19 protein-coding genes are annotated in these 14,780 nt (G+C 58.4%); 10 read left to right on the forward strand and 9 right to left on the reverse strand.

Features of this window, described 5'->3' with window-relative positions; translation table 11 throughout:
• Nucleotides 1-11: 11 nt before the first annotated feature.
• Together ACOQOY_RS06640 and ACOQOY_RS06645 are read right to left on the reverse strand one after the other, a co-directional pair.
• The gene (locus ACOQOY_RS06640) at nt 12-1,049 is read right to left on the reverse strand and encodes an efflux RND transporter periplasmic adaptor subunit (RefSeq protein ID WP_420584678.1); all 1,038 of its coding nucleotides are present in this window, start codon (nt 1,047-1,049) and stop codon (nt 12-14) included.
• A complete protein-coding gene (locus ACOQOY_RS06645; RefSeq protein WP_420584679.1) occupies nt 1,046-1,513 on the reverse strand; it encodes a MarR family winged helix-turn-helix transcriptional regulator in 468 nt (155 codons plus the stop codon). Before ACOQOY_RS06645 ends, ACOQOY_RS06640 begins: the two co-directional genes overlap by 4 nt.
• Nucleotides 1,514-1,678: 165 nt before the next feature.
• Here ACOQOY_RS06645 and ACOQOY_RS06650 point away from each other — a divergent pair, with 165 nt between their 5' ends.
• Nucleotides 1,679-2,803 (forward strand): beta-ketoacyl-ACP synthase III, encoded by a 1,125-nt coding sequence (locus ACOQOY_RS06650; RefSeq protein WP_420584680.1) that lies wholly within the window; start codon nt 1,679-1,681, stop codon nt 2,801-2,803.
• A 69-nt stretch (nt 2,804-2,872) separates the two neighbouring features.
• Entirely contained in the window at nt 2,873-3,514 is a 642-nt protein-coding gene (locus tag ACOQOY_RS06655) for a hypothetical protein (protein ID WP_420584681.1), read from the forward strand.
• 35 nt (nt 3,515-3,549) lie between these two features.
• Here the strand turns inward: ACOQOY_RS06655 and ACOQOY_RS06660 are convergent, their stop codons facing one another.
• Nucleotides 3,550-4,011: a hypothetical protein gene (locus tag ACOQOY_RS06660; protein WP_420584682.1), complete on the reverse strand. Its 462-nt coding sequence runs from the start codon at nt 4,009-4,011 to the stop codon at nt 3,550-3,552.
• Between the two features lie 356 nt (nt 4,012-4,367).
• Between ACOQOY_RS06660 and ACOQOY_RS06665 the strand changes: the two genes are divergently transcribed.
• On the forward strand, nt 4,368-4,946 hold the full coding sequence (locus ACOQOY_RS06665) for a thymidine kinase (protein ID WP_420584683.1): 579 nt from the start codon (nt 4,368-4,370) through the stop codon (nt 4,944-4,946).
• On the opposite strand, the gene ACOQOY_RS06670 is transcribed toward ACOQOY_RS06665, so the two are convergent.
• The 5 genes from ACOQOY_RS06670 to ACOQOY_RS06690 form a co-directional block, all read right to left on the reverse strand.
• On the reverse strand, nt 4,943-5,893 hold the full coding sequence (locus ACOQOY_RS06670; protein WP_420584684.1) for a 2-hydroxyacid dehydrogenase: 951 nt from the start codon (nt 5,891-5,893) through the stop codon (nt 4,943-4,945). The genes ACOQOY_RS06665 and ACOQOY_RS06670 overlap by 4 nt on opposite strands.
• The gene (locus tag ACOQOY_RS06675; RefSeq protein ID WP_420584685.1) at nt 5,893-6,231 is read right to left on the reverse strand and encodes a tRNA-binding protein; all 339 of its coding nucleotides are present in this window, start codon (nt 6,229-6,231) and stop codon (nt 5,893-5,895) included. Before ACOQOY_RS06675 ends, ACOQOY_RS06670 begins: the two co-directional genes overlap by 1 nt.
• Entirely contained in the window at nt 6,224-7,039 is an 816-nt protein-coding gene (gene proC, locus ACOQOY_RS06680; protein ID WP_420584686.1) for a pyrroline-5-carboxylate reductase, read from the reverse strand. Before proC ends, ACOQOY_RS06675 begins: the two co-directional genes overlap by 8 nt.
• Nucleotides 7,040-7,075: 36 nt before the next feature.
• Nucleotides 7,076-7,576, reverse strand: coding sequence for a YbjN domain-containing protein (locus tag ACOQOY_RS06685; protein WP_420584687.1), 501 nt, complete (start codon nt 7,574-7,576; stop codon nt 7,076-7,078).
• Nucleotides 7,577-7,898: 322 nt separating this feature from the next.
• Complete coding sequence (locus tag ACOQOY_RS06690) at nt 7,899-8,147, reverse strand: accessory factor UbiK family protein (protein ID WP_050604795.1); 249 nt, start codon at nt 8,145-8,147, stop codon at nt 7,899-7,901.
• Between the two features lie 97 nt (nt 8,148-8,244).
• Here ACOQOY_RS06690 and lgt point away from each other — a divergent pair, with 97 nt between their 5' ends.
• The 5 genes from lgt to ACOQOY_RS06715 all read left to right on the forward strand — a co-directional run bounded on the left by lgt (nt 8,245) and on the right by ACOQOY_RS06715 (nt 12,465).
• Nucleotides 8,245-9,132, forward strand: a complete 888-nt coding sequence (lgt, locus tag ACOQOY_RS06695) for a prolipoprotein diacylglyceryl transferase (RefSeq protein ID WP_420584688.1) — start codon at nt 8,245-8,247, stop codon at nt 9,130-9,132.
• On the forward strand, nt 9,129-10,196 hold the full coding sequence (locus ACOQOY_RS06700) for a class I SAM-dependent methyltransferase (RefSeq protein WP_420584689.1): 1,068 nt from the start codon (nt 9,129-9,131) through the stop codon (nt 10,194-10,196). The genes lgt and ACOQOY_RS06700 overlap by 4 nt, the downstream gene beginning before the upstream one ends.
• Nucleotides 10,193-10,951, forward strand: coding sequence for a peptidoglycan editing factor PgeF (gene pgeF, locus ACOQOY_RS06705; RefSeq protein ID WP_420584690.1), 759 nt, complete (start codon nt 10,193-10,195; stop codon nt 10,949-10,951). The genes ACOQOY_RS06700 and pgeF overlap by 4 nt, the downstream gene beginning before the upstream one ends.
• A 269-nt stretch (nt 10,952-11,220) precedes the next feature.
• Nucleotides 11,221-11,349: a hypothetical protein gene (locus tag ACOQOY_RS06710; RefSeq protein WP_420584691.1), complete on the forward strand. Its 129-nt coding sequence runs from the start codon at nt 11,221-11,223 to the stop codon at nt 11,347-11,349.
• Between the two features lie 333 nt (nt 11,350-11,682).
• Nucleotides 11,683-12,465 carry a Hint domain-containing protein gene (locus ACOQOY_RS06715; protein ID WP_420584692.1) on the forward strand — a complete coding sequence of 261 codons (783 nt, stop codon included), beginning with the start codon at nt 11,683-11,685 and terminating at the stop codon, nt 12,463-12,465.
• A gap of 116 nt (nt 12,466-12,581) precedes the next feature.
• Here ACOQOY_RS06715 and ACOQOY_RS06720 read toward each other — a convergent pair whose 3' ends face one another.
• Nucleotides 12,582-13,082, reverse strand: a complete 501-nt coding sequence (locus ACOQOY_RS06720; RefSeq protein WP_420584693.1) for an Lrp/AsnC family transcriptional regulator — start codon at nt 13,080-13,082, stop codon at nt 12,582-12,584.
• Between the two features lie 225 nt (nt 13,083-13,307).
• Here ACOQOY_RS06720 and trxB point away from each other — a divergent pair, with 225 nt between their 5' ends.
• Both trxB and ACOQOY_RS06730 read left to right on the forward strand, forming a co-directional pair.
• Nucleotides 13,308-14,249 carry a thioredoxin-disulfide reductase gene (gene trxB, locus ACOQOY_RS06725; RefSeq protein ID WP_420584694.1) on the forward strand — a complete coding sequence of 314 codons (942 nt, stop codon included), beginning with the start codon at nt 13,308-13,310 and terminating at the stop codon, nt 14,247-14,249.
• 1 nt (nt 14,250) lies between these two features.
• A complete protein-coding gene (locus ACOQOY_RS06730) occupies nt 14,251-14,718 on the forward strand; it encodes an RES family NAD+ phosphorylase (RefSeq protein ID WP_420584695.1) in 468 nt (155 codons plus the stop codon).
• Nucleotides 14,719-14,780: the final 62 nt, after the last annotated feature.

A 14,780-nucleotide genomic window follows, 5' to 3' on the forward strand; every position in this document is an offset into this window, starting at 1 on the left:
CAGTCCGTCCCTCAGTTCGCAAAGCCGGTGAACCGGCGCACGGCCTGCCCATCGGTCAGCGCGGCCACTCCGGCTACGACAATCTCGTCTCCGTCGGACAGGCCGCTCAGCACGCGGACATCGCCAGTCTGGGTCGGCTCAATAGTGACAGGCACCCGTCGCACCGTGCCTTCATCTGCACCAACCGGAGAAAACACCATGACGCCAAGCTCACCCGAGGCATCCGCGACAATGGCGGTCGGGGGAATAACAATGCCGGTCCGACCGTCCTGCACCTGAACATTGACTGTCACGGATGAGCCCGGAAGGATCTGCAATCCTTCTGGCGGGGTCAGCCCGAACTGAATACGGAATGTCTGGCCCACGCTTGAGGTTTCCGCGTCAAACTCGCGAATTTGAAGGGGAAAAACCTCGTCGCTGACAGGGAACCGAGCGGTGATGGTGATTTCATCTTCCTGACCCGAACGCTGGAACAGAATCTCGGGTACGTCGACCTCGATCCGCAACTCGGACATGTCGTGGATACGCACGATGGGGGTACCGGAGGACACGGTGGTAAAGGACTCGACCGCGCGGCTGGACACGAGGGCATCGAACGGAGCAGTCAAAGTGGCGTGTCTCAGATCGTATTCCGCGTCTCGCACAGCGATTTCGGCCAGTTGCGCCTCGGTCTCAGCATCGTCCACGGCCACCTGGCTGGCCGTCGTTCCGCGCAAACGCGACAGGCGCGCAACGGTGCGATCCGCCTGATCCTTTTGCAAAACAGCGCGGTCGTAACGGCGCTGGAACGGCTCTTGATCCAGTTGGGCGATCAACTCGCCCTTGGGGATCACAAAGCCTTCGGTGACGGGCATTTCGACGATCTGACCCGAAACCTGAAAGGCCAGATCAACTGTCTGACGCGCAGCGACCCGGCCAAAGAACTGGCGCGAAAACCCCGGCGCGGTTTCCTGCACCTGCATCAGTTTCACCGGCTTACCGACGTCTTGTGCCAGAACCGGCATGGTCACGGCGATCAGGGCCGCGCTCAGAACAGAGAGGAGTTTCATTTCGTCAATCCCTCGGGAATTCCCGTTTTCAGAATGTTGTCTCGGATTTTGCGCGCCAACCGCGCGAACTCGGCCGTTTCGTCCGTATTCAGCCCAGAGGCGCGGTGAAACAGATCTCCGGCTTCGGACACCAGCATGTCGCGGGCCTGTTCACCCTGCTCGGTCAGAACCAGCAGCCAGGCACGGCGGTCTTCGGGGTCACGCTGCCGGGTCAGGTAGCCCGCTTTTTCCAAACCATCAGCCGTAGCTGTGATCGTCGAAGGAACGCTGAGCATATCCGCCGCCAGAACGCCCATGCGTTTGGGCTGATCCAGCTTGATCAGCATGTGGCATTCCGGATGGCTCAGGTCCGTTTCGATGCAATCGAACGTCTCTTCTAGCTTCCAGTACAGGGCATAGACCCCCATGATCGACTGGATCTCGGGGCTGAGACGGCCAAGACGCTCATTGATGTCATCAGACATAGAAAACTCCGCGCGTGTGTGGCGGCCATATACTTCAATTTATGAACTATTCAAGATGTGAAGCTGAATAAAGCCAGATTCCGCATATTCCCTTGGGTCACGTTCCCTTGATCAAATCCCGCCGTGACTGCATTTTAGGCGAATTCGCAACCTTCAGGACCTGCCATGTACACGCCCGCTATCACCGGCACAGGTGTTTTCACGCCCGAGAACGTCATCACCAATGCCGAGCTTGTCGCCGCCTTCAACGCTTATGCCGACAAACAGAACGCAGAAAATGCTGACGCGATTGCAGCGGGTGAGATTGAGCCGATGCAGCACTCGTCGGAAGAGTTCATTCTGAAGGCGTCAGGTATCCAGAACCGATATGTCATGGACAAATCAGGCGTTCTGGACCCGGATGTGATGCACCCCCTGCTGCGTCAACGCAGCGATGACGAACCCGGCATCATGACCGAGATGGCCGTGGACGCTTGCAAAAAGGCGCTGGAGCAGGCAGGGCGAAGCGCCGAAGATGTCGATCTGGTGATTTGCGCAGCCTCGAACCACGAACGCGCCTATCCGGCTATTGCCATTGAGATACAGCAGGTTCTGGGGATCAACGGGTTCGGGTTTGACATGAACGTTGCCTGTTCCTCGGCCACGTTCGGCATTCAGGCGGCAGCGGATATGGTCCGCTCGGGATCGGTCCGGTCAGCACTGGTGGTGAACCCCGAGATTTGCTCGGGCCATCTGGAATGGCGTGATCGCGATTGCCATTTCATTTTTGGGGATGTGGCCACGGCGACCCTGATCGAACGGATCGAGGATGCACAGGGCCCGCATTTCGAAATCCTCTCAACCCGCTGCGCCACAGCTTTTTCAAACAACATCCGAAACAATAACGGCTTTCTGCGCCGCTCGCGCCCAGACGGGGTGGTCGACCGGCGCGACATGCAGTTCATGCAGAACGGTCGCAAGGTGTTCAAAGAAGTGCTGCCGATGGTCAGCAAGCATATCTCGGACCATATGCAGGCCGAAGGCATCGCCAGCACGGACCTGAAACGCCTGTGGTTGCATCAGGCCAACAAGACCATGAATGATTTCATCGGCAAGAAAGTTCTGGGACGTGAACCCGAGGCCGGTGAGCAACCCAACATTCTGCAAGACTATGCCAACACGTCTTCGGCCGGGTCGATCATCGCCTTTTCGAAGTATTCCAGTGACTTGACCGACGGAGATGTCGGCCTGATCTGTTCCTTCGGCGCCGGGTATTCGGTCGGGTCCGTGATCGTAAGGCGGCACGCCTAGCCAAACAAATGCATCCATTTGAGCAACGGCAGAGTACAAATCTCCGGTAACGGATCGTATTCTGGCGACTTGGATGCGACCCTCATATGCGGTTTTGTTGATTTATTTCACGAAACACGCTATTTTTCGGATATTACCGTGGGGGTACTTGTTATGAACATTAAAGCCGCGATCGTTAGCGCATGTGGCGTTTTACTACTTTCGACCGAAAAATCCGATGCGTTGTATGTAGACATACTGGACATGTCTCCTGCATCGTTTTCCGTGAAATGCAATTCCTGCGTCGGCATTCTTGATGACGGCAGCCTTGATCCCAACAACTCATTTGGCACGAATATCGGCAGCGCCAACGAGGCCAATATTGCCGCGTACCTGACCAGCATCGGCTTCTCCGGCACTACGACCACAGATGTCACCAAGTTCGATCTTGGAACCGGTGGGCTGGGTGGTTCCGGCAGCAGCACGAACTATTCGTTCGACGTGGGCTCTGGGGTATTCTTCGTAAAATACGGGACGAACACGGCATTCTTCCAATCGTCCGGGCCGGATACCATTACCTTCGTCAAAAGCGGAGGTGGAGCTGGCGCGCTGAGCAACTATGGAACAGTTGGTCCGGTCGCTCCGGTGCCGTTGCCTGCGACTATCTTGCTGTTAGTTGGTGCAGTTGCAGCCCTTGGGGTGGTCAGGCTACGCAGATCGCGCACAGCCTGAGGCTTTTGCCCAGAATAGAGTTTATCAGGTAGAGGTTAGCTTACGCTTTCCTCTTCCAAATGCAGTTTCATCTCGATCAACACCTGTTGCAGCAGGCTTGTCTCTTTCAAAAGGCGTTTTGCCTCATTCACTGTGATGATGCCGTCTTCGATGGCCGACTGATATTCGGTCATCAACATTGCAAACCGCTGGCTCAGCGCGATCACGTCCGAGTTCACGCCCCCGGTGCGGGGGGCCTCAGAATTGCGCCCGTCATACGACAGCGTGATGTTCTTCAAATCCGCCAGCGCCGAAGTGACATGGGGAAAGGTCGCTACAGCCTCAAGCCGGGCAACGGCGTCCACGGGCATGAAACGATCGGCATGTTCGGCATTGTCCGAGTAGTACCGCCCCAAAGTCGCCTTGGATTTTCCGGTTATTTCGCACGCGGATTCGATACCTACATCTTTGACCAGCGCTTCAGTGTGCTTTTTCAGGTAGGCCCCGATATCTGCCATAGTTTTACCTTTTCTGCCTGCACCCCCCACAAGATGTGCCATTGCGGGGGAAAGGGAACTGAAATTTCCCATATTCGATTCATAATTGAAATGTCATAAATTGGCTATCCCTCAGATATGCGAGGGGTTTTGTGAGTGAGTGGCGGCTGTTCTGGCCGGTAACGAGTGTTTGCGGGGGGAATAGTAACCTCGCTCAGTGTAGGCCGCATGTTGGCCGACGGCGTCGCTGTTGTGGACGCGGGGGATCCATCCCCTTTGAGCTTATGCTCAGCCTCTGCAACGACAACGGCGACGTCGCTTACGCAAAAGCGTTAGGAGCCTTGCCCAGGCCGGTTGTGCAATTTAGACCCAGGGGCATGGCCAAGTTATATTTCAATTATTCCACCATGAACGCGGGCAAATCGACCGTGTTACTGCAAGCCTCGCACAACTACCACGAGCGGGGTATGGACACCTATCTGATGACCGCGGCGCTGGACGGGCGCGCAGGGGTGGGCAAGATCGCCTCGCGCATCGGGATATCTGCTGACGCGGATACCTTTGTTGCAGGCGACGACGTTTATGACATGATCGACGCAAGGCTAAAAAAGGGCGACATCGCCTGTGTTTTTGTCGACGAGGCGCAGTTTCTGACCGAAGAGCAAGTCTGGCAGCTGGCGCGCGCAGTGGACGATCTGGATGTGCCGGTGCTGACCTATGGGCTGCGGGTCGATTTTCGGGGCAAGTTGTTTCCCGGGTCGGCAGCCTTGCTGGCACTTGCTGACGAGATGCGCGAAGTGCGCACGATCTGCAAATGCGGACGCAAGGCGACGATGGTGATTCGTCAGGATGAAAACGGCAACACGACGACTGAGGGTGCTCAGGTGCAGATTGGCGGGAACGAGACCTACATCTCGCTCTGCCGCAAACACTGGCGCGAGGCGGTCGGCAACTAGACCGGATTCGACAGCGGGCGGCCCGCGACAAAAGCCGCCACGTTATCCAACGCCATATGGCCCATATCGGTGCGCACTTCTTCGGTGGCAGTACCGAGATGCGGCAGCAGGGTCACGTTCTCCATATTTCGCAGCGCCTGCGGGACGGCGGGTTCGAACTCATAGACATCCAGCCCTGCACCTGCGATCTGACCAGCTTGCAGGGCCGCGATCAGAGCGGCCTCATTGATGACCTCTCCGCGCGCGATATTGATCAGGATGCCCGAAGGGTTCATGGCCTCCAGCACCCCGGCGTCAATCAGGTGGCGGGTTTCCGCGCCGCCGGGTACTGCGAGGACAAGGAAATCGACCCTGGCGGCCAGCGCCGTCAAATCCGAGAAATACTCTGCCGGGAAATCCAAGTCTTTGCGGCTGCGCGATTGATAAGACACGCGCATACCGAAGCCAAAGTGACACCGTCGGGCGATGGCCTGACCAATGCGCCCCATGCCGACGATCCCAACCCGCTTGCCGGTCACGTGGTGACCCAGCATTTGCGTCGGATGCCAACCCTGCCAGTCACCTGCGCGAACCAGCCGTTCGCCTTCACCAGCGCGACGGGCGGTGGACAGCAGCAGCGTCATGGCGATATCGGCAGTTGCATCCGTTACCGCTCCGGGCGTGTTGGTGACGGCAACCCCGGCGGCATGCGCGGCGTCTACGTCAATATGATTGTAACCAACCCCAAAATTGGCCAGCAATTTGCAGCGCGGCTCAGGCACCTCAGCAAAAATCTGGGCCGAGAACTGATCCCCCAATGTGGGTACAACAACCTCGAATTCACGCAAGGCTCGCAGCATCTCATCATGCGTCATCGGCAGGGTCTCGCTGCGAACTTCCACATCGAACTCCGCGCGGGCGCGGGCCTCGACAGCGGCGGTCATGGGGCGGGCGATCAGCAGTTTCATCAGTGCATCCGTCCGCCAATAGGAACCTCACCATCTGGCCCGATCAGAACAATCTCGCCGTTTTCGTCGGGCAGGCCCAGCACCAGAACCTCGGACATAAAGCGACCAATCTGGCGCGGAGGGAAATTCACGACGGCCATTACCTGTTTGCCCACCAGCGTAGACGGATCGTAATGCGCCGTTACCTGAGCCGAGGTCTTACGCTCACCAATCTCATCGCCAAAGTCGATCCACATCTTGATCGCAGGTTTACGGGCCTCGGGGTATGGCTCGGCACGGATCACCTCGCCCACGCGAATGTCGACTTTGAGGAAATCGTCAAATGTAATCTCACTCACGAGACAGCTCCTTGGATCGGTCGGTTGCAGCTTTGACAGCGCGGTGCAGCAGGTCGGGGAAGCCTTCCTCTTCGTGCATCAGCACTTCAAGCGCGGCTTGTGTGGTGCCATTGGGCGAGGTCACGTTGACGCGCAGTTGTGAGGGGTCTTCTTCAGCCGCCTTAGCCAAGGCCCCTGCTCCGGCCACAGTGGACTTGGCCAGTTTCATCGCCAGCTCATGTGGCAGACCCTGCGCCTGCCCGGCGGCGGCCAGCGTTTCGATCAGGTGAAAGACATAGGCCGGGCCAGAGCCGCTGAGGCCGGTCACGGCATCCATCTGTGCCTCGTCCTCTAGCCGCACGGTCTCGCCAATGGCGGACAACAGGTTCTCAGCCAGCGTTACGTCAGCGTCTGACGCATTGCCGTTACCGATCAACGCCGTGATTCCCTGCCGGATCGCTGCCGGAGTGTTCGGCATCGCACGCACGATCGGCGTGCCTGCACCCAGTACAGTTTCGAAAGTCTCAATCGACGTCCCCGCCGCGACTGAGACAAACAGGCTGCGTCCACCGCCCAGCGCCTTGATCGCTGGCAGCGCCTCGCCCATCATCTGCGGTTTGACGGCAACCAGAACAACGGCAGGCGCTTCGGGCAAAGGTGTGTTGATGTTGACGCCCTGCGCCTTCAACCAGTCCGAAGGGTGCGGGTCGATCACCCAAACCGCTGACGCAGGAAGGCCATGCTCCAACCATCCGGCGAGCATGGCCGATCCCATCTTGCCGCATCCCAAAAGCACCAGCCCCTGCTCGGCGACGCGTGACATGTCCATGATTGCCCCTCCCCTTAGTCGGTTTGGGGCAAAGCTTTACGCGCGGCCGTAGGCCTCTGCAATGGCGACTTGCATCGCTTCTTCCGGAGTGCGGTTGCCCCATGTGACCAGTTGGATTGCGGGGTAGTAACGCTCGGCACTCAGCACGGCGGCAGAGATCATCGTGTCGATCTGATCCGGGCTGGCCATCTGGCCGCCGGCCAGAACCAGACCATAGCGATAAACCATCAGTTTCTGATTGGCCCAGTACGTAAACGCTCCGGCCCAGCACTGATCGTTCATCCTGTTCAGCAGCTCGTAAAGCTCGGCTTCACGATCCGACGGTGGTTCCATTTCAAACGAGCACACCATCCGAAGTGTTTCGTCATAGTTCGACCAGGCCAAAGTGATCGAATATGTGCGCCACTGTCCTTCGACAGCCATGGCAATCTGATCATCACCGATCCGGTCGAAATCCCAGTCGTGATGTTCGGCCAGATGCTCAACAATATCAATTGGATGAAGGTCTTCTTCGAGAAACTGCTCGGAAAGGGCCATAATGCCACCTCACTCATCTCTAGCATTTTGGGGCTGGCAGCGCCCCAGCGCTAGTTGCCTGCTCTACAAGCCGGGCTTCCCCCATAGGCCTGTACTAAATATGGTGCGATGCGAGAGGGGTTCTGACAACCCTATTTATTGGGGATAACAGCAATAAGTTGTGGACGAATGGCAACGCCGCCCAAAATATTGGCGTGAGTTGCACCTTTGCCTTGATTAAATTCTGCAAGGCGGCATGATACACACCACCGCACAATCCAGACACGGATTGCGCGGCGGATGTCTTTAGCCAAAAATCATGTGAACAACGAAAGTTCGGGCGTTACTTGTCCAGCTTCGCCTCAAGCGCGGCAATGCGGGCTTCGAGCGCTGCGTTCTCTTCACGAGCTTTCTGCGCCATGGCGCGGACCGCGTCAAATTCCTCGCGGGTGACAAAATCGCGGTCGGCCAGCCAACGGTCGATCATCGACTTCATCGCATTCTCGGCTTCTTCCCGTGCACCCTGCGCTACGCCCATGGCGTTGGTCATCAGCTGGGAAACATCGTCGAGGATCTTGTTGCGGGTTTGCATGGCTTTTCTCCGGATTCGCGGTTGCATTCTATATGGGGAATGATTGGCGCAGGCTCAAGGTTGACTTGCCCTGCAAACCCCGGGCAATGAGACGCACATGCAGGCTGTTCTGAATTTCCCCGATCTATCGCCCGAATTGTTCTCGATCTCGCTGTTCGGGATGGACTTTGCGCTGCGTTGGTACGCGCTGGCCTATATCGTCGGCATTCTGATTGCGTGGCGGTTGGGCGTGATGGCGTTGCGGCGACCGGCCCTGTGGCCCGACAAGACGCCGCCGATGAAGCCAGAACAGCTGGAGGATCTGATCACCTGGATCATCCTTGGCGTGATTCTGGGCGGGCGTCTGGGATTCGTGCTGTTTTACCAACCCGCCTTTTACCTTTCGAATCCGGCCGAGATTCTGAAGGTCTGGCAGGGCGGCATGGCGTTTCATGGTGGGCTGCTGGGGGTGGTTGTCGCATCTTACTTGTATGCGCGGCGTCATCAAATTCAGGTTCTGTCTCTGGCCGACCTGATCGCACATGCAGTGCCGCCGGGCTTGTTGCTGGGCCGACTGGCGAATTTCGTCAACGCAGAATTGTGGGGTCGCCCCAGCGAATTGCCATGGGCGGTGATCTTCCCCGGCGCGGCGGCGCAGGATTGTCCCGGCGTTGTGGCCGGGATGTGCGCCCGTCATCCATCGCAACTCTATGAAGCCGCGCTGGAGGGCGTGCTGCTGGGTGCGGCCCTGCTTTGGCTGGCTTACCGGCGCGGCGCATTTCAGCGCCCCGGCCTGATCATGGGCATTTTTCTGGCGGGTTACGGAGCCTCACGCTTTTTGATCGAGTTCTTTCGGCAACCCGACGCACAGTTCATCTCGCCCGGTAACCCTCTGGGGCTGGCGTGGCATGTGGGCGGTTATGGCCTGACGATGGGCCAATTGTTGTCCCTGCCGATGATCGCACTTGGCCTGTGGTTCGCTCTGCGGGCGCGGCGGGCGTCATGAGCCTGACCGAGCACCTGTTGGCCCGTATTGCCCAAGACGGCCCGATGAGTGTGGCCGACTACATGGCCGAATGCCTGCTGCACCCGACACACGGCTATTACACCACCCGCGACCCTCTGGGTGCGCGGGGGGATTTCATCACTGCCCCCGAAATCAGCCAGATGTTCGGTGAGCTGATCGGCCTGTCTCTGGCGCAAAGCTGGCTGGATCAGGGACATCCGGATCACTTCGTTTTGGCCGAGCTTGGACCGGGGCGCGGCACTTTGATGGCGGATATGCTGCGCGCCACGGCGCGCATCCCGGGGTTTCACGACGCCGCTGAGATTGTGCTGTTCGAGGCCTCCCCTACACTGCGGGACATACAGGCACAGTCGTTGCGCGGTCATAACCCGCGCTGGATCGACTCGGTGACCGATCTGCCCGAGGCACCCTTGTTTCTGGTGGCTAACGAGTTCTTCGACGCTCTGCCCATCCGGCAGTTCGTCCGAGACGGCGCAGGCTGGCGCGAGCGCTTGATCGGTACCGACGGTGGAACACTGGCTTGGGGGCTGGGGCCTCAGGCGGATCAGGTGGCGTTGAAAGACCGGCTGGCTGACACCGAGGACGGCGATCTGGTCGAATTGTGCGCCGCCGCGATTCCGATTCTCACCGTTATCGCCGGACGAATCGGTTCCTTTGGCGGAGCCGGTCTGATCGTCGATTACGGCGACTGGCATTCTCTGGGCGATACGTTTCAGGCCCTGCACGCGCATGAACGCACCGACCCGCTTAGCACGCCCGGGCAGGCAGACCTGACTGCGCATGTGGACTTTGAGCCGCTGGCGCTGGCCACCCGCGCCGCCGGGTGCGCTCATTCTCGCCTGACCCCACAGGGCGTGTTTCTTGAGCGGCTTGGGATCACAACCCGTGCTCAGACCCTTGCAGCATCTCTCGGCGGGTCCAAGCTGGAAGCGCTGATTGCCGCACATCGCCGGTTGACGCACCCGGATGAAATGGGAAACCTGTTCAAAGTACTGGGTCTCTACCCTTCCCCCTCATCGCCGCCACCGGGACTTGAGCCATGACATTGGAAATTCTGACCTCGGATTTGCTGGCCCCTGTGCGCCACGGGTTCTTCAGCCGCCGCGGCGGCGCGTCATCGGGGGTTTTTGCGGGGCTCAACTGTGGCTATGGCTCGTCGGATCAAACTGAGGTGGTCACCATCAACCGCGCCCGTGTTGCCGAAGCGATGGAGGTGGCGCCCGAAGCACTGATCGGTGTCCATCAGGTTCACTCCCCCACTGTACTGACGGTCGAGTCCCCGCTGAACGGCGAAAAGCCCAAGGCCGACGCCGTTGTCACCGCGACCCCGGGACTGGCATTGACGATTCTGACCGCTGACTGCCAGCCGGTCCTGTTTGCCGATTCTGACGCAAACGTGATCGGGGCTGCCCATGCCGGGTGGCGCGGTGCGCGGGACGGTGTGCTCGAAGCCACTCTGGACGCGATGGAGGCCCTTGGCGCGAGCAGGGAAAACACTGTGGCCGTCATCGGCCCATCAATATCGCAGGCGGCTTATGAAGTCGGGCCTGAATTTCTGGACGAATTCGTTGCGGAATCTTCGGAAAACCTGCGGTTCTTTGCAAATGGCGAAGGGGATCGGTTGAAGTTCGACCTGCCCTCATACGGCCTGCACAAACTGCGTCAGGCGGGGGTCGGACAGGCAGAGTGGACTCGCCACTGCACATATTCCGATCCTGACAGATTCTATTCTTACCGCCGGACCACGCACGCCAAAGAAGCCGACTATGGCCGTCTGATTTCTGCCATAAAACTCTGATCACAAGTCCCAATTGTGGCGATATCGCCGCTTTTTTGCCACATTTATTGTGTCTATCTGAGTCGCAACAATTTGATGATTATTGTCCGTGCTCAGGTGCTTACAGACTGTTTCTCCAGCAGAGCCAGACAAGTTTAACAAGAAGGAACTGTTTCGCTTCGTTTGTCCTGAATTCATCCCGGATCAGCCTTATCGCCGCCTTATTGGCCCAGCAAATTAGGCTTGAGAAGGAAACGGGGCCTCAGACCCCAAACGAGCAGGATACGAACATGAGAACGAAATCCCGCTTTCTAAGCGCCGTCGTTGCGGCCACCAGAGAGCATGATCTGGAGATGCCGTGGAAACGGATTTCCAGCGCCTCGGTCAGAGTTGCGCGCCGTCTGGCGGCAAGGGCCTGACCATGAAGACCCTGGGAACCAAGCTGCCGGGACCTGGGAATACGGCACATGACGGAGAATTGCTCCGCCCCGTTTTGTGCGCTGCCGCCGCTGTATTGCGGCAGTCTTGTTCAGGAGTGTGTGTGCGCAGGCAAGTAAGCCAGCGCTTTTATGAGTTTGTCTGGGGGGTCAATGTGCTGACCAAAGGTGTACGAGTAACTTTCGCAAGAAGCGTCCGGTTAGAATGGCGCCCTGCGCTCACCCTTCTCCTTCAAGGCAAAGCAATAACCGAACAGGCGGGCCTGCACGGGGGTTCATCCTGCCTGCGCGGAACTTAGAGGGGACGGAATAGTAATGACGATTCCACATTCTTTTGCGCGTGCTGCCAGAAACGCCGTTGAAACCTCGGCGCTGCTGCGCGAAGCGCCAAGACCAGTTTCAAAACCTAAGGCGCAGCTGCGGCGCTATGAAGTCAGCACGCTGATGGAAAACGGTGACGTGGTTCAAACCCGCCACATCGCCCCGGCCCTACCGATGTTCGAAGATGCATTCTGCGCCTTCACACGCGGATCTCTGGTTGAAACCGAAAGCGGCCCGATGGCGATCGAGGACCTGCTGCCCGGCGACACCGTTCTGACCGAGAATGGCACATCCGAGACTGTGGTGTGGAAAGGATCGGTCACATTGATTCCCGGGCGCGAGGATTCCCGCGGTCGAACACGCCCTCTGACGCGCATCATGCCCGATACGTTTGGGATGCAGAAACCGATGTCCGGCGTCATCGCTGGCCCTGCGGCGCGGCTGCTGGGAACACCGGGGCATCTGCGCCACGTTCACGGCGACGGGCCAGTTCTGACCCCAGTACACGAGTTTCAGGACGGTATGGGCGTGATCGAAACGCTTCCGCCTACGCCGGTTGAGCTGTTTCATATCTGCCTAAAGCGGCATGCAGTCATCAAGGTAGACGGCTTGCAATTTGAAACCTATCATCCAGGTATCAACGCCGTTCGCAGGCTAAGCCATTCGCTTCGCTCAATTTACTTGAACCTGTTTGCACATGTTGATTCGTTGAACGATTTCGGGCCGCTGGCCATGCCACGTGCCGGAGATGGTGAAATAGATGCGATAACGGCCTGATATTTAAAGAGTTCTGCAATGTGGGGGCATTATGCAGCTGATTCTAGGTTGGATTCTATCATTGACGGTGGCGTCGCTTTTGCCACCGATTAAACCGCAGCAAAAAAGAATGATGTTTACGCCGTCCGGTTCATTCGTTCTTCCAGAACATCGAAGGGAACGCCGGGCTCATCTTTTGCGCCGCGGATAACAAGCGAGGTCTTGACGCTGGCCACGTTCGGTGTGGTCAGTAATTCGCCTGTCAGGAACTGTTGAAAACTGCTGAGGTCGGGGGCGACGCATTTCAGGATAAAGTCGACTTCGCCATTCAGCATGTGGCATTCACGGACCAATGGCCATTCACGGCAGCGCTCTTCAAAGGCGCTGAGTTCGGATTCGGCCTGGCTTTCCAAACCGACCATGGCAAAGACCTGAACCTCGAATCCCAGCTCACGCGAATTCACCTCGGCGTGGTAACCGCGGATCAGGCCTGATTCCTCAAGGCTTCGCACGCGTCGCAGGCACGGAGGCGCCGAGATACCGACGCGTTTTGCCAGTTCCACGTTGGTCATACGACCGTCTGCCTGCAATTCCGCCAGAATCTTGCGGTCAATTTCGTCCAGCCGTATAGCGACCATCAAATACTCCTGAATTTTCGGTTGTTATATCAGCACCCGACGGATGCGCAATAATCTTTCGCGATTGCGCAATTTTGTTTGTTTTCAATGTTCTTTTTTGCCTGCTATGCGGCAGATGCAAAGCGGCTGCCAGACAGGAAGGGGCTTTAAGCGCGGCACAGGGGTCGCTATATGCAACCGCCAGGGGCTACGTGCCCACATCAGGCAGATCGAGTTGGGGGTACCATGGCCGAAACACGTCACACCAAGGTTCTGATCGTCGGGTCGGGACCGGCCGGTTATACTGCGGGCGTTTATGCAAGCCGCGCGATGCTGGAACCGATCCTGGTACAGGGCATCGAGCCCGGCGGTCAGCTGACCACCACCACCGAGGTTGAGAACTGGCCCGGAGATACCGAGGTTCAGGGTCCGGACCTGATGGTACGCATGCAGGACCACGCCAAGGCGATGGGCTGTGAAGTGATCGGCGACATCATCAGCGATCTGGACGTCAGCAAACGCCCCTTCACTGCCAAGGGCGACAGTGGCACCACCTACACTGCCGACGCGGTCATTCTGGCCACCGGTGCGCGTGCCAAATGGCTGGGCCTGCCGTCGGAAGAGAAATTCAAGGGCTTCGGCGTGTCCGCCTGTGCCACGTGTGACGGGTTCTTCTATCGCGGTCAGGAAATCGTGGTGATCGGCGGCGGCAATACGGCCGTGGAAGAGGCGTTGTTCCTGACCAACTTCGCCAGCAAAGTGACTCTGATCCACCGCCGCGATGAACTTCGGGCCGAAAAGATCCTTCAGGATCGTCTTCTGAAGCATGAAAAGATCGAGCCCCTGTGGTTCCACGAACTGGACGAAGTTATTGGCACCGACGCCCCCCTGGGTGTCGAAGGTGTTCGCGTCAAGAATGTAAAAACCGGCGAGATCACCGAGATTCCGTGCAAAGGCGTTTTCGTCGCAATCGGCCACGCCCCCGCCAATGAACTGGTCAAAGACACGCTGGAAACACATATGGGCGGCTACGTCGTGACCAAGCCGGGCTCGACCGAAACGTCGGTACCGGGTGTGTTCGCAGCCGGCGACCTGACCGACCATATCTATCGCCAGGCCGTCACCAGCGCCGGGATGGGCTGCATGGCCGCGCTGGACGCCGAGCGGTTCCTGGCGGAGCACGAATAAAGTGATCTCAGAATTCTCCGGCCCGGTCTGGAGAATTCTGTCTTTGTCACATGCTGACGCCCCTCTGGTCCCTGCGCAGGCACCCGAGGGGCGTTTTCATCACTCGGGTCAGACCGCGCTTTATGCCTCGCTCAGTGCAGAAGGGGCCGGGGTTGCTATTCGCCGCTATGTCTCGGCTGGCGACCCGCCCCGTATCATTCAACAGGCAAGAGTGACTGGCGCACGGCTGATCGATCTACGCGGCCAGCGCCACACCACGATCATCTGGCAAGACGTCCGCGAAACGGGCGCGACCTCTCCGACGTGGCAGTATTCGGACCACGCCCGAATGAGCGGAGCGGATGGAATGCTTTACAGTTCACGATCCCGCCCGGATCTGAGCCACATCGTTCTGTTCAACATCTCCGATGCGATCATCCGCACAGACGGCCCGCCAATCACCTGGACGCCGCCATACCCCGAACCTTAGCTTGACCCCCATGCCGCCCCGTACCAGACTCGGGACAACGCACAGGACAGATGCAGGTGATT

Source organism: Ruegeria sp. (assembly GCF_965221235.1).
Classification (GTDB): Bacteria; Pseudomonadota; Alphaproteobacteria; order Rhodobacterales; family Rhodobacteraceae; genus Ruegeria.